At 73.0% G+C, this 15,557-nt stretch carries 17 protein-coding genes; 9 read left to right on the forward strand and 8 right to left on the reverse strand.

Features of this window, described 5'->3' with window-relative positions; translation table 11 throughout:
* Positions 1-39: 39 nt before the first annotated feature.
* Positions 40-666 carry a sigma-70 family RNA polymerase sigma factor gene (locus EV284_RS19835; protein WP_130335945.1) on the reverse strand — a complete coding sequence of 209 codons (627 nt, stop codon included), beginning with the start codon at positions 664-666 and terminating at the stop codon, positions 40-42.
* A gap of 102 nt (positions 667-768) precedes the next feature.
* On the opposite strand from EV284_RS19835, the gene EV284_RS19840 reads away from it, so the two are divergent.
* Complete coding sequence (locus EV284_RS19840; RefSeq protein ID WP_130335947.1) at positions 769-1,758, forward strand: MerR family transcriptional regulator; 990 nt, start codon at positions 769-771, stop codon at positions 1,756-1,758.
* Here EV284_RS19840 and EV284_RS19845 read toward each other — a convergent pair.
* Both EV284_RS19845 and EV284_RS19850 read right to left on the reverse strand, forming a co-directional pair.
* Positions 1,733-3,109 (reverse strand): deoxyribodipyrimidine photo-lyase, encoded by a 1,377-nt coding sequence (locus tag EV284_RS19845; protein WP_130335949.1) that lies wholly within the window; start codon positions 3,107-3,109, stop codon positions 1,733-1,735. The genes EV284_RS19840 and EV284_RS19845 overlap by 26 nt on opposite strands.
* A gap of 70 nt (positions 3,110-3,179) precedes the next feature.
* Positions 3,180-4,766: an SDR family oxidoreductase gene (locus tag EV284_RS19850; protein ID WP_165425584.1), complete on the reverse strand. Its 1,587-nt coding sequence runs from the start codon at positions 4,764-4,766 to the stop codon at positions 3,180-3,182.
* Positions 4,767-4,962: 196 nt separating this feature from the next.
* Here EV284_RS19850 and EV284_RS32760 point away from each other — a divergent pair, with 196 nt between their 5' ends.
* Positions 4,963-5,130 carry a hypothetical protein gene (locus EV284_RS32760; RefSeq protein WP_165425585.1) on the forward strand — a complete coding sequence of 56 codons (168 nt, stop codon included), beginning with the start codon at positions 4,963-4,965 and terminating at the stop codon, positions 5,128-5,130.
* Here the strand turns inward: EV284_RS32760 and EV284_RS19855 are convergent.
* On the reverse strand, positions 5,127-6,200 hold the full coding sequence (locus tag EV284_RS19855; RefSeq protein WP_130335953.1) for an acyl-CoA dehydrogenase family protein: 1,074 nt from the start codon (positions 6,198-6,200) through the stop codon (positions 5,127-5,129). The two genes, EV284_RS32760 and EV284_RS19855, sit on opposite strands and share 4 nt — an antisense overlap.
* Before the next feature lie 52 nt (positions 6,201-6,252).
* Here EV284_RS19855 and EV284_RS19860 point away from each other — a divergent pair, with 52 nt between their 5' ends.
* The 3 genes from EV284_RS19860 (at position 6,253) to EV284_RS19870 (ending at position 8,759) form a co-directional block, all read left to right on the forward strand.
* Positions 6,253-7,161: an aldo/keto reductase gene (locus EV284_RS19860; RefSeq protein ID WP_130335955.1), complete on the forward strand. Its 909-nt coding sequence runs from the start codon at positions 6,253-6,255 to the stop codon at positions 7,159-7,161.
* A gap of 96 nt (positions 7,162-7,257) precedes the next feature.
* Complete coding sequence (locus EV284_RS19865; protein ID WP_130335957.1) at positions 7,258-7,653, forward strand: VOC family protein; 396 nt, start codon at positions 7,258-7,260, stop codon at positions 7,651-7,653.
* A 35-nt stretch (positions 7,654-7,688) separates the two neighbouring features.
* Positions 7,689-8,759, forward strand: a complete 1,071-nt coding sequence (locus tag EV284_RS19870; protein WP_130335959.1) for an adenosine deaminase — start codon at positions 7,689-7,691, stop codon at positions 8,757-8,759.
* Here EV284_RS19870 and EV284_RS19875 read toward each other — a convergent pair.
* Complete coding sequence (locus EV284_RS19875; protein WP_130335961.1) at positions 8,741-9,256, reverse strand: DUF664 domain-containing protein; 516 nt, start codon at positions 9,254-9,256, stop codon at positions 8,741-8,743. The two genes, EV284_RS19870 and EV284_RS19875, sit on opposite strands and share 19 nt — an antisense overlap.
* A 45-nt stretch (positions 9,257-9,301) precedes the next feature.
* A complete protein-coding gene (locus tag EV284_RS19880) occupies positions 9,302-10,204 on the reverse strand; it encodes a LysR substrate-binding domain-containing protein (protein WP_130335963.1) in 903 nt (300 codons plus the stop codon).
* 142 nt (positions 10,205-10,346) lie between these two features.
* On the opposite strand from EV284_RS19880, the gene EV284_RS19885 reads away from it, so the two are divergent.
* The 3 genes from EV284_RS19885 to EV284_RS19895 all read left to right on the forward strand — a co-directional run bounded on the left by EV284_RS19885 (position 10,347) and on the right by EV284_RS19895 (position 12,769).
* A complete protein-coding gene (locus tag EV284_RS19885) occupies positions 10,347-11,339 on the forward strand; it encodes an aldo/keto reductase (RefSeq protein ID WP_130335965.1) in 993 nt (330 codons plus the stop codon).
* 409 nt (positions 11,340-11,748) lie between these two features.
* Positions 11,749-12,159 (forward strand): hypothetical protein, encoded by a 411-nt coding sequence (locus tag EV284_RS19890; RefSeq protein WP_130335967.1) that lies wholly within the window; start codon positions 11,749-11,751, stop codon positions 12,157-12,159.
* A 151-nt stretch (positions 12,160-12,310) separates the two neighbouring features.
* Positions 12,311-12,769 (forward strand): ATP-binding protein, encoded by a 459-nt coding sequence (locus EV284_RS19895; protein ID WP_130335969.1) that lies wholly within the window; start codon positions 12,311-12,313, stop codon positions 12,767-12,769.
* 173 nt (positions 12,770-12,942) lie between these two features.
* Here the strand turns inward: EV284_RS19895 and EV284_RS19900 are convergent, their stop codons facing one another.
* Entirely contained in the window at positions 12,943-13,833 is an 891-nt protein-coding gene (locus EV284_RS19900; protein WP_130336494.1) for an RNA polymerase sigma factor SigF, read from the reverse strand.
* 290 nt (positions 13,834-14,123) lie between these two features.
* Here EV284_RS19900 and EV284_RS19905 point away from each other — a divergent pair, with 290 nt between their 5' ends.
* Entirely contained in the window at positions 14,124-14,606 is a 483-nt protein-coding gene (locus EV284_RS19905) for a VOC family protein (protein ID WP_086695506.1), read from the forward strand.
* Between the two features lie 17 nt (positions 14,607-14,623).
* On the opposite strand, the gene EV284_RS19910 is transcribed toward EV284_RS19905, so the two are convergent.
* Positions 14,624-15,526 carry an aminoglycoside phosphotransferase family protein gene (locus EV284_RS19910; protein WP_242625740.1) on the reverse strand — a complete coding sequence of 301 codons (903 nt, stop codon included), beginning with the start codon at positions 15,524-15,526 and terminating at the stop codon, positions 14,624-14,626.
* Between the last annotated feature and the right edge of the window lie 31 nt (positions 15,527-15,557).

A 15,557-nucleotide genomic window follows, 5' to 3' on the forward strand; every position in this document is an offset into this window, starting at 1 on the left:
GGATTCGGTTCCCCGCCCCTCCCTTCGCGCGGCCTCCGTTCACACGGCCGCCTTCAGCGGTTCCCCTCGCTCGATGCCGGAGCGCAGGCGGTGCAGGCCCCGTCGGGCGTGGCTCTTCACCGTGCCGAGCGGCCAGCCCGTGCGGGCGGCGATCTGCGGCTGGGTGAGGTCCTCGTAGAAGGCCAGGTAGAGGACCCGGCGCTGGGCGGCCGGCAGCCGTCCCAGCTCGCGGCGGACTTCCAGCCGGTCGAGCACCGTCTCCGGGTCGGCCGCGGTCTCGGCGCCGAGCGCGGCGCGGGACAGCGACGCGGCCGCCGCCGCGACCAGCTCGCCGCGCCGGGCGCGTGCCGCCAGCGCGTCGAAGATCTTGCGCCGGGTGATGCCGACGATCCAGCCGCCCAGCGGGCCCCGGTCCGGCCGGTAGCCCGCACGGCCCCGCCACACCCCGAGGAACACCTGCTGGGTCACGTCCTCGGCCTCACCGGCGTTCCCCAGCGCGCGGCGGGCGAGGGCGTACACCAGCGAGGACCAGCGCCGGTACACGGCCGCGAGGCAGTCCTCGTCCCCCGCGACCAGGCCCAGCGCCAGCTCCTCGTCGTCGCGGCCGTCCCCGGCCGGGGCCACGGGCGGTGCGGCGGTGGCGGGCGGGGACGGGTAGGAGGTCATGACCTGGCTCCTCGGGTGGGACGGTGAGGTCATCGTGGGAGCCGGTGCCGGGCGCCGACAACTCGCATCGTTTCTGCGTCGTTCCCGGCGTACAGTCGGCGTATGGACGACGAAGCCCCCGGCGCCGGACTGACCACCGGCGCCCTGGCCCGCAGGCTCGGTGTCTCGCCCACCACCCTGCGCTCCTGGGACCGCCGTTACGGTCTCGGCCCCGCCGCGCGCGCCGACGGCAGGCACCGCCGCTGGACCCCGGACGACGTGGCCGTGCTGGAGGCGATGTGCCGCCTGACCTCGTCCGGGGTACCCCCCGCCGAGGCCGCCCGCGCCGCCCGCGCCGCGACCGGCCCGCCCGCCGGCCGGACCCCACCCCCCGGGTCCCGCTCCCGCGCCCCCGGCGCCCTGCCGCTGGGCGATGTGCGCCAGGAGTGCAGGGGCCTGGCCCGTGCGGCCGTGCGCCTGGACGCCCCGGCCGTGGAGGAGCAACTGGACGGTGTGCTCGCCGAGTACGGCATCACCGTCGCCTGGCAGGACGTGATGGCACCCGCCCTGCACGCCGTGGGCCGCAAGTGGGTCTCCTCCGGGGACCGGTACATCGAGGTGGAGCACCTGCTGTCCTGGCACATCTCCACCGCCCTGCGCCGCCACACCCCCCGGCTCGGCCCGCCCGGCACCCCCGGCACCGGACCGGTGCTGCTCGCCTGCGCCCCCGACGAGCAGCACACCCTCCCGCTGGAGGCCCTCAACGCCGCGCTGGGCCGGCACGGCGTCCCCACCCGGATGTTCGGCAGCGCCGTGCCCGCCGACGCGCTCGCCGCCGCCGTACGGCGCCTCGGTCCGGCAGCCGTCGTGCTGTGGTCCCAGTCCCGTGCCACCGCGAGCCTGCCGCTCGCCCGGCACGTCGCGGCCATCGAGTGGGGTGTACGCGGTGCCCGCGGGCAGACCCTGCTGATGCTCGGCGGCCCCGGCTGGGCGGGCCGTTCCACGCACGGCATGCTCCGCCCGACCGGACTCGCCGACGCCCTCGACACCCTGACCGCCGCCTACGGCACCGAGCCCGGCCCGGACCTCACTCCAGTCCGCGGGCGTGCCTGAACCGGTCCAGGCCGTCCTTGAGGTCGACGATCGGGTCCGGGTAGTCCCCGAGCCTCGCGCGCTCCGGCCCGCTCAGCTTCCACGGCTCGTGCACCGCCGCCCCCTGCACGTGCGCCAACTCCTCGACCCAGCGCCGGACATAGGCCCCGTCCGGGTCGTACCGCCTGGCCTGGGCCGTCGGGTTCAGCACCCGGTTGGGGCGGGTGTCGGTGCCCGTGCCGGCCGTCCACTGCCAGTTGAGCTGGTTGTTGGCCACGTCCCCGTCGACCAGCAGGTCCAGGAAGTGCCGGGCGCCCACCCGCCAGTCCACGTACAGCGTCTTGGTCAGGAAGCTCGCGGTGAGCAGCCGGCCCCGGTTGTGCATCCATCCCTCGTGCCGCAACTGCCGCATCGCCGCGTCCACGATCGGATAACCGGTGCGGCCGTCCCGCCACGCCTGGATGTCCGCCTCGGCCTTGCCGCCGGTACGCCAGCGGTCGCGCCGGGTGCGGTAGTCGGCGTGGGACGCCTGCGGACGCACCGCCAGCAACTGCCGGTTGAAGTCCCGCCAGGCGACCTGCCGGACGAACGCCTCGGCGCCCGCGCCGCCCTCCAGCCGTGCCCGGTGCACGAGCTCCACCGGGGAGACGGTGCCGAAGTGCAGATGCGGGGAGAGCCGGGAGGTGCCGTCGCCGGCCAGGTCGTCGTGCTGGTCCCCGTAGGCGTCGATCCCCGTGCTCAGCCAGTCGGCCACCATCCGGCGCCCCGCCACCTCACCGCCCTCCGCGAGCGCCGGCGAGGTGCCCGGCACCGCGTCACGGGAAGGGATCTCCTCGGACTTGACGCCCTCCGGCACGCTCACCTTCCGGGGCGCGCCGAGCGGGTCACGCCGGGAATGCCCGGACCAGTGACGGAAGTACGGGGTGAACACGGCGAAGTGGTCCGAGGCCACCGGAGTCACCGCGCCCGGCTCCACGGCGGCGGTCACCGTGTCGTGGACGTGCAGCCTGCGGCCGTCCGCCTCCAGAGCGGCGCGCAGGGCGTGCTCGCGGCGGTGCGCGTAGCCGCTGGCGTCGGCGGCCATGTGCACCTCGTCAGCCTCCGCCTCCGCCACCGCCCTCAGCACCTCGGTCACCACGTCACCGGAGCGCACCACGAGCCGGCCGCCGCGCTCGCGCAGCCCGGCGTCCAGGTCCCGCAGGCAGTCGGCGAGGAACGCCAGCCGGTTGGGCGCGGCGAACCCCGCGCCGTCGATCCCGTCGTCGCGCACGAACAGCGGCACCACCTGCCGGGTCCCGTCCAGGGCCGCCCGCAGCGGCGGATGGTCGTGCAGACGCAGGTCGGCGGTGAAGAGGACGACCGAGGTGTTCATCGAACGGCTCCGGAGCAGGGGATGCTTACGGTGGACTCTTCCGGGCGAGCGCCCCGGACGGACGCGGACGTCAACGCCGGGCCCGCTTTTTCAGCCTCCGGTGCTGGAGTCCCAGGTTCTTGACGCCCCGCTTCCGCGGCCCCCGGCTCCTCATCGTCGGGACCGGACCGTGCACCGCGGCCCGCGCGATGTTCCGGGCCATCCCGCCGAACACGATCGCGTGGAACGGCGAGACCGCCCACCAGTACGCCTGGCCGAGCAGCCCGCGCGGATGGAACAGGGCGCGCTGGCGGTACCGGCTGCGGCCCTCGCCGTCCTGCTCCGCGTACATCTCCAGCCAGGCCAGTCCCGGCAGCCGCATCTCGGCCCGCAGCCGCAGCAGATGGCCCGGCTCGATCTCCTCCACCCGCCAGAAGTCCAGCGAGTCGCCCACCCGCAGCCGCTCCGCGTCCCGGCGGCCTCGGCGCAGCCCCACCCCGCCCATCGCCCGGTCCATCCAGCCGCGCAGGGACCAGGCGAGCGGGAAGGAGTACCAGCCGTTGTCGCCGCCGACCCCCTCGATCACCCGCCACAGCCGGTCCAGCGGCGCGTCCACCACCGTCTCGCGCTCGTCGGTGTACAGGCTGCCGCCCGCCCAGTCCGGGTCGGTCGGCAGCGGATCGCTCGGCGCGCCCGGCACCGACGCGGACGACCAGCGGGTGACCACCTTCGCCTCCCGGACCCGGCGCAGCGCCAGCCGGACCGACTCGTCGAAGGTGTACGGATGCCCGGGCGGCTCCGGCAGATACCGCCGGATGTCGTGCTCGCGGCACACCACCTCGTACCGCAGCGACTCCGTCAGCGGGCGGGCGATCGACGCGGGCACCGGGGTCACCAGCCCCACCCAGTGGCTGGACAGACCCGGCGTCAGCATCGGCACGGACAGGATCAGCCGGTGCGGCAGACGGGCGAGCCGGGCGTACCTCAGCATCATCTCCCGGTACGTCAGTATGTCCGGGCCGCCGATGTCGAAGGTCCGGTTCACGTCCGCCGGCAGTCGCGCGGAGCCCACCAGCAGCCGTAGCACGTCCTTCACCCCGATCGGCTGGATACGGGTGTGCACCCAGCTCGGGGTCACCATCACCGGCAGCCGCTCGGTGAGGTAGCGCAGCATCTCGAAGGAGGCCGAGCCGGAGCCGATGATCACCGCCGCGCGCAGGACGGCCGTCGGCACCCCGGACTCCAGCAGGATGTGCCCCACCTCCGCCCGTGAGCGCAGATGCGGGGACAGCTCCCGCTCCGGCACCCCGGCCGGGGTCAGGCCGCCGAGGTACACGATCCGGCGCACCCCGGCCGCCTTCGCCTGCTCGCCGAAGTACCGGGCCGCGCGCCGGTCGGTCTCCTCGAAGTCGTCCCCGCTGCCCAGCGCGTGCACCAGGTAGTACGCCACGTCGACGTCCCGCAGCGCCTCGGCCAGCGAGTCGGGGTCCGTCACGTCACCGCGCACCACCTCCACGTCACCGGCCCACGGATGGTCGCGCAGCTTGCCCGGGGTGCGGGCCAGACAGCGCACTTGGTGTCCGGCGGCGAGCAGCTCCGGCACGAGCCTGCCTCCGATGTAGCCGGTGGCCCCGGTCACCAGGCAGCGCAGCCCGCCCTCGGGCTCGTCGTCGTTCATCGTCCTACGGCTCCTCGGCATCGGTGTTCACCCGTGGTCCGCCACGGCCTCCCTGTGATCCCTTCCCGCTCGGCGCCACACGTGGATGCGGTTGTGCCGGACGGCGTACAACGGCATGTCCGGGCGATGGCCGGGCAGCCGGTGAGGTACAGGTTCCGTGTCCCGTCCGAACCTTCCGCCGGAGGTGTCCGCCGCCATGAATTCGACAGTGCTGGAGCGTTTCCCCGCAGGCTCACCGCGCGGCTCCTGGCCCGCCGAGGAGTACGCCGCCGCCCGCAGGGCCGAGGGTGAACCCGCGACGGTGGTCATGGACCTCAAGTCGGACGCCTTCCTGGTCGTGGTCGAGGGCCGCACGGACGACTAGGGTGTCTCCCCGGGCTTCGCGGACCGGGGAGACGCTTCCCAGGACGCCAGTGCCTCCAGGTGGGCCTTCCGGGTCTCCGCCGTCTGACCCTGGATCAGCAGGAACATCCCCTCGCGGGCGAGGCGCTGGGCCCTGGACGTGAGGGACATCGAGCGTCCGCCCCCTGCCACCACCCCCGCCGTGGTGGCGGTGTTCAGCGCCGCGTACGCCTCCGCCCGTACCGCCAGGCGTTCCGCCACCCGCTCCAGCGGGGCCGGGTGGTCGGCCAGGGCGTAGGCGCGGGTGCGGACGTCCGCCAGCTGGTCCCGCAGAGGGGCTGCCGTCCTCTCGTCCGGCAGGGACAGGGCCGCCGAGGCGATGCCGAAGACCGCCGGGTTGGTGTTCAGGGTCTTCGCCCGGTCGGTGGGGGCCCACTCGGCGTACGGGATGCGCAGGGCCACCGAGCCGTCGGGGACGCGCAGGCCGTCCAGTTCCAGGGAGACCGTGTGCGCCGCGGTCAGAGCGGCCAGACGCAGGGGTGCGGAGGGGCGCAGGCCCGGTTGGTCGCGGGCGTCCGCGAACGCGAACACCGCCTCGTCGTCCTCCGTCAGGCCGGCCAGGAGGAGGACGTCGTTCAGGCCCCAGCCGGTGTACCAGGGGACCCTGCCGTCGAAGCGCCAGCCCCTGCCGTCGCGGCGGGCCCGTACGGGCGCACGGGGATGCGCGCGCAGTTGGGCGTACGCCACGCCGGACAGCAGCTCGCCCCGGGCCAGCGGACCCAACAGGCGCTCGCGGGCGGCCGGTTCGCCGCGCGCGAGGACCTGGACCGGGGTGTGGTGCTGCGACTGGACGAACCAGGTCGAGCCGCACGCGCCCGCCAGGATCTCCGACACCTCCCGCACCACGGCGGGCGGCGCCGCCGAGCCGCCGTACTCGGCCGGTGCCGTCAGCCCCAGCAGTCCGGACCGCTTCACGGCCTCGATGTGGCTCGCCGGCACGCCCTCCTGGTCGACCCGCTCCGCCTCGGGTTCCAGCAGCTCGGCGGCGAGCAGACGGGCGCGGGTGACGAGCGGGTGATCGGTGATCGTCATGCGTCCCTCCTACCCCGGCCGCACCGCCCGGCATCCGTGGCACACTCCGCCGATGACCACCGAAACGATCACCGCGGCAGCCTCCGGCACCCTCACCCTCGGCGACCTCACCGTCCACCGCGTCGGCCTCGGCGCGATGCGGCTGACCGGCGACGCCGCCTTCCACCTGGGCACCCCCAGCGACCGGGCCCGCTCGCTGGCCGTCCTGCGCCGGGCCGTGGAACTCGGGGTGAACCACATCGACACCGCCGCCTTCTACTTCTCCTCCCTGCGTTCCGCCAACGAACTGATCAACACCGCCCTCGCCCCCTACGCCGACGACCTGGTCATCGCCACCAAGGTCGGCCCCTTCCGCGAGCAGGACGGCTCCTGGGGCACCGCCGCCCGCCCCGACCAGCTGCGCGGTCATGTCGAGGAGAACCTCCGCCAGCTCGGCCGCGACCACCTCGACCTGGTCTACCTGCGCCGGATGCGGCAGGACTCCGTCGCCGAACACTTCGGCGCCCTCGCCGAGTTGCGGGAGGAGGGCCTCATCCGGCACCTGGGCGTCTCCGCGGTCGAACCCCGCCACCTCGACGAGGCGCTGGCCATCGCACCGGTGGTCGCCGTGCAGAACCGGTACGGGCTCGACACCCCCGGCGCCGAAGCGACGGAACTGCTCCGGCTGTGCGGCGAGCGCGGCATCGCCTTCGTCCCCTTCTACTCCGTCGCCGGGGAGACCGGCGAACGGGGCACGCACGAGCGGGTGGCGGCCGGTGCGGACGCCGTGGTCGCGGAGATCGCGGCGGGGCACGGCGCCAGCCCCGCCCAGGTCCGGATCGCCTGGACCCTCCACCAGGGCCCGCACGTCCTGGCCATCCCCGGCACCGGTGACCCCGCCCATCTGACGGAGAACATCGCGGCGGGCGCCCTGAAGCTCAGCCCCGGCGAACTGGGCCGCCTGAACGCCTTCCACCCGTAGCCGGAGCACCCCGCCGGTCCCCCTCCGGGGGAGACTGGCGCCCCGGTAGTTTTACGTATAACCTCTCCCGCTAACCACCCCCACCGGAAGGCTCCGATGCGCCGCGTTGCCCTGGTCACCCTCGTCGTGGACGACTACGACCACGCCATCCGCTTCTACACCGAGGCCCTGGGTTTCCGGCTGGCCGAGGACGAGCCCCGCCCGGACGGCTCCCGGTGGGTCGTCGTGGAGCCAGGCACCGGGGAGGGCGGCGGCACCGGCCTGCTGCTCGCCCGCGCGAAGGACGACGGCCAGCGCGCCCGCGTCGGCGACCAGACCGGCGGCCGCGTCGGCTTCTTCCTGCACACCGACGACTTCGCCCGCGACCACGCCCGCATGACCGCCCACGGGGTGACCTTCCTGGAGGACCCCCGCCACGAGCCGTACGGCACGGTCGCCGTCTTCCAGGACCTCTACGGCAACCGCTGGGACCTGCTCCAGCCCGCCGCCTGAACCCCCATCCGCACGATCCGCCGAGGAAGCACGACATGACCGCGCCCCGCATCGACACCGAGACCCTCCGTCGGCTCCCCAAGGCCGTCCTGCACGACCACCTCGACGGCGGCCTGCGCCCGGCCACCGTCATCGAACTCGCGGCCGCGGTCGGCCACACGCTGCCCACCACCGACCCCGGCGAACTGGCCGCCTGGTACGTCGAGGCCGCGGGCTCCGGCGACCTGGTCCGCTACATAGGCACCTTCGAGCACACCCTCGCCGTGATGCAGACCCGCGAGGGCCTGCTGCGCGTGGCCGAGGAGTACGTGCTCGACCTCGCCGCCGACGGCGTGGTCTACGCCGAGGTGCGCTACGCCCCCGAGCTGAACACCCGTGCCGGACTGAGCCTGGCCGAGGTCGTGGAGACCGTGCAGGAGGGCCTCGCGGCCGGCATGGCCAAGGCGGCGGCCGCGGGGACGCCGGTACGCGTCGGCACCCTGCTGTGCGGCATGCGGATGTTCGACCGGGTCGGCGAGGCCGCCGAACTGGCCGTCGCCTACCGCGACGCCGGGGTCGTCGGCTTCGACATCGCCGGCGCCGAGGACGGCTTCCCGCCCGCCGACCACCTGGCCGCCTTCGAGCACCTGCGCGCCGAGAGCGTGCCGTTCACCATCCACGCGGGCGAGGCGTACGGCCTGCCCAGCATCCACCAGGCCGTCCAGGTGTGCGGCGCCCAGCGCCTCGGGCACGGCGTCCGCATCACCGAGGACATCGTCGACGGCAAGCTCGGCCGCCTGGCCGGCTGGGTCCGCGACCGCCGGATCGCCCTGGAGATGTGCCCCACCTCCAACCTCCAGACCGGCTGCGCCACCTCCATCGCCGAGCACCCCATCACCGCGCTGAAGGACCTCGGCTTCCGGGTCACCCTCAACACCGACAACCGCCTGGTCTCCGGTACCACCATGACCCGTGAGATGGCGCTGCTGGTCGAGGAGGCGGGCTGGACGGCGAAGGACCTGCGCACGGTCACCGTGAACGCGGTCAAGAGCGCCTTCCTCCCGTTCGACGAGCGCAAGGCGCTCATCGAGGACGTCATCCTGCCGGGTTACGCCGAAGCGCTCTGAAGCAGCCCCTTGACGTAGGCGGCCTGTCCGACGTGCTGGAGATCGTCGGACAGGACGCTCACCAGGCGCACGCCCAGCGTGACCGGCGGCTCCCAGCGCTCGTCCACGACCCGCTCCAGGTCCTTGGCGGCCAGCGTCCGCAGCACGCCGAGGGTCTGGTCGTGCACCGCGTCGTAGTACCCGGCCAGCAGCACCGTCGAGGGGACCCGCACCTTCGCGGCCTGCTCGGGGGTGTGGCCGTAGCCGGTGTCGTGGTGCGGCAGCTCCAGGTCGAAGCGGTCGGCCCAGTCCCGCGCCAGCCACACCTGCTCCAGCCCGAAGGCGTCCGCGATGTGGTCGTCCTGCACCCGGCTCAGGTGCCACAGCAGCCAGGCGATGGAGTTCGCGCCCGGCGCGGGGGAGTGGTCCAGGTCGTCCGCGCCGAGTCCGTCGAGCACGGTGTGGACTTCTTCCCGGATACGGTCGTAGCCCTCGATGAGGATCTCCTTCGCGTACATGTTCCCACCCTCGCGCATCCCCGCCCCCGGCGCGAGAGCGTGGGGTCACCCGGGTTCGCCGGGTTCCGCCCGCGGTGTGCCGAGCAGGGTGATCAGGGCGCGGGCGGCCGGGCTGGTGGCGCGCTCGGGGGGCAGCAGGGCCACCGTCTCGTACGCGGCCTCGTCGACGCCCTTCAGCGGCAGCGCGGTGAGCGAGGTCCGCTTGTGCCGGAAGTGCCGGGGGACGACCGCGATGCCGAGGTTCTCGTCCACCAGGTCCAGCAGGCTGTGCACGTCGTTGACCTCCAGGGCGACCGTACGGCGCACCCCGGCCGCGGCGAACGCGGCGTCCGTGGCCCGGCGCGGCCCCCAGTCCGGGTGGAAGTCCACGAACACCTCCCCGGCCAGCGCGGCGGGGTCCGGCACCGCGCCCGGTTCGGCGAGCCGGTGCTCCGGATGGCACAGCACGGTCATCGGCTCGCTGGTCAGCGGCACCGAGCGCAACTGGTCGCCGTCGGCCGGGACGCGGTAGGCGAAGGCCAGGTCCAGCCGGCCCGCCGACACCCCCTCCGCCAGCGCGCCCGAACCGCTCTGCCGCAGCCGGATCTCCACGTCCGGGTGCTCCCGCCGGAAGGCGGCCAGCAGCCCCGCCACATGCACCCCGGCGATGCACTGCTCGGCGCCCAGCGCCAGCGTGCCGCGCAGCACCCCCTGCACCGCGGCCACCGCCTCGTGCGCGGAGCGCACCTGGGCGAGGATGCGCTCGGCCTCCACCAGCAGCGCCCGCCCGGCCTCCGTCAGCGTCACCCGGCGCGTGGTGCGCACGAACAGCGGCGCCCGCAGCTCCCGCTCCAGGGCGCGGATCGACGCCGAGAGTCCCGACTGGGACACCATCAGCCGCTCGGCGGCACGGGTGAAGTGCTGGTCCTCGGCGACCGCGACGAAGTGCTGGAGATGACGCAGTTCCATGATTGAGAAGCCTAGCCGCTGAAATTCATCGGATTCTTCTGTTGGACCGCTGACCGCGCTCCGGGCAAGAGTGGGGGAGGCTGCCGGACACCGCCGTGTCCGGCGCCGGGAAGACCGAGTGCCAACCCCTGAGGGAGTCGCGTTGTACACCGCCCACCCCGACCGCTACGCCGACCTGCCCTACCGGCGCTCCGGACGCAGCGGACTGAAGCTCCCCGCGCTGTCGCTCGGCCTGTGGCACAACTTCGGCCCCGACCGGCCGGTGGAGACCCAGCGCGCGATCCTGCGCCGCGCCTTCGACCTCGGGATCACCCACTTCGACCTGGCCAACAACTACGGCCCGCCGCCCGGCGCCGCCGAGTCCGCGCTCGGCGAGGCGCTCAAGGCCGACTTCACGCCGTACCGCGACGAACTGGTGATCTCCACCAAGGCCAGCTATCTGATGTGGCCCGGCCCGTACGGGGAGTGGGGTTCGCGCAAGTCCGTGCTCTCCTCGCTCGACCAGAGCCTGACGCGGCTGGGCCTGGACCACGTCGACATCTTCTACTCGCACCGCTTCGACCCCGAGACCCCGCTCGAGGAGACGATGGGCGCGCTGCACTCGGCGGTCCAGCAGGGCAAGGCGCTCTACGTCGGCGTCTCCAACTACTCGGCCGGGCAGACCCGCGAGGCGGCACGCATCCTGGGCGAGCTGGGCACCCCGCTCCTCATCCACCAGCCGCGCTACTCCCTCCTGGACCGGCGCCCGGAGGAGGAGGGGCTGCTGGACACCCTGGACGAACTGCAGGTCGGCTCGATCGTCTACTCCCCGCTGGAGCAGGGCCTGCTCACCGGCCGTTACCTCGACGGCATCCCGGAGGGCTCCCGCGCCGCGAGCGACAGCCCGTTCCTGAAGTCCGACGCCGTCACCGAGGACCTCGTGGGCCGGCTGCGCGCCCTGGACGAGATCGCCGCCTCGCGCGGCCAGACCCTGGCCCAGATGGCGCTCGCCTGGGTGCTGAGGGGCGGACGGATTACTTCCGCTCTTGTCGGGGCGAGCAGCACCAGGCAACTGGAAGACAGCGTCGGCGCCATCCGGAATCTGGAATTCGATGCGGATGACATGGCCCGAATCGACGCCGCCGTGCAGACCTGAAGTCACCGGAACGGCAGCGTCGGAAGGCGGAAGTTTTTTCCGCCTTCACAATTTCTCCGCGTATTCCGGTGCGGGTGGCGCTGAATTCCTGCCACGCCCGCGTGCGGAGCCGCAGCAGAGCCCAGGGGAGCCCCGCCCCTGGGCTCTTGCCGTGTAAGGGCCGGCGGGCAGGGCCTCGGCGCGCCGCCCACGGTCGATAATCCGCCAACTAATGCGAGGCGGTCCCGCCTCTTACATGATTCGGCCAGAATCAGGGCATCGCATATGCCAGGAGAGTGGCCGGAAAGACATGGTGACAGTGTTTCCATTGTGGCGATACTCGAAATGCCAGGGGCACTTCACCGCACAGGAGCCGCACGGATAAGAGAGGGACCGGTCGGCACACCGGCGAGGCAACGGGGGAGTGATCGTGCACGATGAATTCCTGTGCCATGTCACCGCGTACGGGATCTGCGGCGGTCAGCGGGTAGGCGTACCGCTCGGCACCTACCGCGCGCCCACCCTCGCGCTCGCCCTGTGGTGGCTGCGGGACCGTGCCTCCTGGATCGCCGAGCGGCTGGACCCCAGCCCCGAGGGCGAGAAGATCCCGGCGGGCGCCCTCGTCCCCGTCCCGGACACCGTGGCCGACGTCCCCACCCTGCTGCGCGCCTGGTGTTCCGACGACACCCGGCAGGAACTGGTCGCGGACGAACTGGCCGGCGGACGCCTGGTGCGGATCGCCGCGAGCGACGACACCACGGAGTACGAACTCCTCGCCGAGTCGATCGACGCCCTGCGCATGCAGCGCACCGTCCCCGCCTTCGTCGTCCCCGTGGCCTGAACGGGAGACTCCCGGCCGGGCCCGGCCGCGACGCCCCCGGAAGAGGTCCGCACACAGCACACGCATCGGGTGGAATGCGTAGGCCGAGCCGGGGTACGAGCATCACAGGCAACAGGCGACCGGCCGTACCGGGCATTTCGAGAGAGACACCATGACCGAACACCTGGGCGTGGCAGTGGCAGTGATACCGAGTGGTTTCGACGTACCCGTGGAACCCCTTCGGCGTGCGGCGCACTACACCGGGGAACCAGGCTGCATCGCCGACGCGCGGGCCTTCGCCGGGCGCTTCCTGGAGCAGCTGCGGACCGAGTGGTGCGCCACCGTGGACCGCCGCACCGGCGGGGACCTGCTGCTGGTCGTCAGCGAGCTGGTCACCAACGCCGACCGGCACAGCGGGGGCCCGTACATCCTGGAACTGGAGGGCACCGACAGCGCGGTCAGCGTCTCGGTGTACGACAGCAGCGTGGCGCTGCCGCGCTTCTTCCCCAAGGACCCCGAGCGGGTGGGCCATCACGGCCTGGAGATCGTGCGCGCCGTCGCCTCGGAGATCACCGTGGACCGCGTGCCCGTGGGCAAGCGGGTGCGCGCCCTGATCCTGCTGGACGGCTGAGCGAACCGCTTCGCCGTCTCCGGGCAATGAACGCCGACCGCGATCCGGTCGGCGTCTTCGTGTGTCCGGAAACCTGCCTTCACGCCTCTGGCCGCGGTGGAAACAGGAACGCGGAAGGGCGGTCCGGTCGAACCGGACCGCCCTTTTCCCGGCAGGGTGTCGGAGCTTGATGCTCAGGCGCAGCCCAGCTCGCCCAGCATGCCCTGGCGCAGCCGCGCGATGATGCGCTTGATCAGGCGGGAGACGTGCATCTGCGAGCAGCCCAGCTTCTCGCCGATCTCGGCCTGGGTGGCCTCCTCCACGAACCGCATGTGGATGATCTGCCGGTCGCGGTCGCTCAGCTCGGCCATCAGCGGGGCGAGGGCGTGGAAGTCCTCCACCAGCCGCAGGCCCTCCTCCTCGACGCCGATGAAGTCGGCCAGAACCGCCTCGCCGTCCTCGCGGCCGTCGCCGGTGAGGGCGGCGTCGAGCGAGCTGGAGTTGTAGCCGTTCGAGGCGAGCTGGCCCTCGACGACCTGCTGCTCGGTGATGTTCATGAGCGTGGCCAGCTCGGCCACGGTCGGGTCGCGGTCCAGCCGGCTCGACAGCTCCTCGCGGGCCTTGGCCAGCTCCACGCGCAGCTCCTGGAGCCGGCGCGGCACGTGCACCGCCCAGGTGGTGTCACGGAAGAAGCGCTTGATCTCACCCACGATGTAGGGAAGCGCGAAGGACGTGAACTCCACCTCGCGGGAGATCTCGAACCGGTCGATCGCCTTGATCAGGCCGATCATGCCGGTCTGGACGATGTCCTCCATGTCGTCGCCCCGGCCCCGGAAACGCCCGGCGGCGAAGCGCACCAGCGACATGTTCATCTCGATGAGGGTGTTGCGCGCGTACTGGTACTCGTGCGTGCCCTCTTCCAGCTCCGCCAGCCGGCGGAAGAACTGGCGTGACAGCGCCCGCGCGTCACGGGGGGCGACGGACGCGGGGTCCGCGATACCAGGAAGGGTCTCCTCGTCCGTCATGTCCTGCGCGGCCTTGTCCGCGACCTCTGCTTGCGACCGGATGCCGACGGCGGTGTCCATTACCTCTCCCACGTAAGTCACGGTTCGACGACTGCTTCCGTGGGCCCTGGTTGCCCGAGGCCACGGTTGCCGCGTGGTCCCCGGCTACCCGGAAAACCCCGCCCCATGCACGTCTTCTCTCACGGGCCGGGTACCCCCGGTCACGCGTCGCATGCAGGCTAATTTCGACCTGGCTCGAAATCGCCGAAGTGGCTCGATCTTATCGGTCCATCGGCGATGAGTCCGGGGCCGGGGGCCGGTCGATACAGGTGAGGGCGCGACCGGCGCCGCGACCCGTACAGGAGGTCCCCATGTCCCACGGTGGTTTCACCACATGTCTCTGGTTCGACGGCCAGGCCGAGGAGGCGGCGCACTACTACGTCTCCGTCTTCAAGGACTCCCGCATCGGCCGGATCACCCACTGGAGCGAGGCCGGCCCCGGTGAGGCCGGGACCGTGCTCACCGTCGAGTTCACCGCCAACGGCCAGAAGTTCGTCGCCCTCAACGGCGGCCCCGAGTTCACGTTCAGCGAGGCCGTCTCGTTCATGATCCTCTGCGCCGACCAGCGGGAGATCGACCACTACTGGACCCGGCTGACCGAGGACGGCGGCGAGGGCGGCCCCTGCGGCTGGCTCAAGGACAAGTACGGGGTCTCCTGGCAGGTCTGCCCCGAGCGGCTGCTGGAGATGACCAACGACCCCGACCCGCAGAAGGCCGCCCGTGCCTTCGGCGCCATGATGAAGATGGGCAAACTCGACCTCGCCGCCCTCGAGAAGGCGTACGCGGGCGAGTGACCGGAACCGGCGCCCGGTCACACGCTCTCGGCGAGCACCTCGCCGATCGTGTGCCGGGCGTTCTCCGCCAGAACCGGGTTGGTGCGCCAGTAGTAGGGGAGCTGGACCAGGGCGATGGACAGCGCCCAGCCCCGGCCGCGCGCCCACTCGGCGTCCTCCGCGCCCACCGCGTCGCGGAAGGCGCCCCGGACGGCGGCGGGGAGCAGGTTCCAGGCCACGATCAGGTCCACGGCCGGATCGCCCACCCCGGCGCAGCCGAAGTCGATCACCGCGCTCAGCCTGCCGCCCCCGCCGACCAGGACGTTGCCGGGGGAGAGGTCGGCGTGCGCCCAGGCCGGCGGGCCGGTGTGCCCGGGAGCGGCCAGCGCCCGCTCCCAGCGAGCCGTCGCCCCGGCCGTGTCGATGCGGCCGGCGAGCCGGGCCAGCGCGTCACGGGTCGACTCGTCCTCCCCGGCGAGCGGGCCGCCCCGGTAGCTCCGGGGGGCGTCCGCGGTCGGGGTCCGGCGCAGGGCGGCCACGAACGCGCCCAGCTCCTCGGCCAGTCGCTCCGGCTCCTCCACCGCGCCCGCGACCGGGTTGGCGCCGTCCAGCCAGCGGTAGACCGACCACGGCCAGGGAAAGCCGCCGTCCGGCTCACCGGAGCCCACCGGTTCGGGGACGGCCACCGGCAGGCCGGGGCCCAGGCGGGGCAGCCAGTCCCGCTCGTGCGTCACGTCCGCCACCGCGCCCGGATGGCGGGGGAGCCGTACCACCAGTTCCGGCCCCAGCCGGAACATGGCGTTCTCCGTGCCGGACGACCTCAGCCGGGTCGCCGGCAGGCCCGCCCACGCGGGGAACCGCCGCGCCACCAGGCGCTCCACCAGCGGGGCGTCGATGTCGAGTTCACCGTCGCGCATCTTCTGGGTACTCACCGGCCCCATCCAAGGGCCGGAGTGTCCCCGCTGTCGACCG

The organism is Streptomyces sp. BK022 (genome assembly GCF_004217355.1).
Taxonomy (GTDB): Bacteria; Actinomycetota; Actinomycetes; order Streptomycetales; family Streptomycetaceae; genus Streptomyces; species Streptomyces griseoluteus.

Bases quoted from the DNA above. Each gene is read 5' to 3' on its own strand.
- EV284_RS19835 (WP_130335945.1), bottom strand. From the start codon at position 666: ATGACCTCCTACCCGTCCCCGCCCGCCACCGCCGCACCGCCCGTGGCC.
- EV284_RS19840 (WP_130335947.1), top strand. From the start codon at position 769: ATGGACGACGAAGCCCCCGGCGCCGGACTGACCACCGGCGCCCTGGCC.
- EV284_RS19845 (WP_130335949.1), bottom strand. From the start codon at position 3,109: ATGAACACCTCGGTCGTCCTCTTCACCGCCGACCTGCGTCTGCACGAC.
- EV284_RS19850 (WP_165425584.1), bottom strand. From the start codon at position 4,766: ATGAACGACGACGAGCCCGAGGGCGGGCTGCGCTGCCTGGTGACCGGG.
- EV284_RS32760 (WP_165425585.1), top strand. From the start codon at position 4,963: ATGAATTCGACAGTGCTGGAGCGTTTCCCCGCAGGCTCACCGCGCGGC.
- EV284_RS19855 (WP_130335953.1), bottom strand. From the start codon at position 6,200: ATGACGATCACCGATCACCCGCTCGTCACCCGCGCCCGTCTGCTCGCC.
- EV284_RS19860 (WP_130335955.1), top strand. From the start codon at position 6,253: ATGACCACCGAAACGATCACCGCGGCAGCCTCCGGCACCCTCACCCTC.
- EV284_RS19865 (WP_130335957.1), top strand. From the start codon at position 7,258: ATGCGCCGCGTTGCCCTGGTCACCCTCGTCGTGGACGACTACGACCAC.
- EV284_RS19870 (WP_130335959.1), top strand. From the start codon at position 7,689: ATGACCGCGCCCCGCATCGACACCGAGACCCTCCGTCGGCTCCCCAAG.
- EV284_RS19875 (WP_130335961.1), bottom strand. From the start codon at position 9,256: ATGTACGCGAAGGAGATCCTCATCGAGGGCTACGACCGTATCCGGGAA.
- EV284_RS19880 (WP_130335963.1), bottom strand. From the start codon at position 10,204: ATGGAACTGCGTCATCTCCAGCACTTCGTCGCGGTCGCCGAGGACCAG.
- EV284_RS19895 (WP_130335969.1), top strand. From the start codon at position 12,311: ATGACCGAACACCTGGGCGTGGCAGTGGCAGTGATACCGAGTGGTTTC.
- EV284_RS19900 (WP_130336494.1), bottom strand. From the start codon at position 13,833: ATGGACACCGCCGTCGGCATCCGGTCGCAAGCAGAGGTCGCGGACAAG.
- EV284_RS19905 (WP_086695506.1), top strand. From the start codon at position 14,124: ATGTCCCACGGTGGTTTCACCACATGTCTCTGGTTCGACGGCCAGGCC.
- EV284_RS19910 (WP_242625740.1), bottom strand. From the start codon at position 15,526: ATGGGGCCGGTGAGTACCCAGAAGATGCGCGACGGTGAACTCGACATC.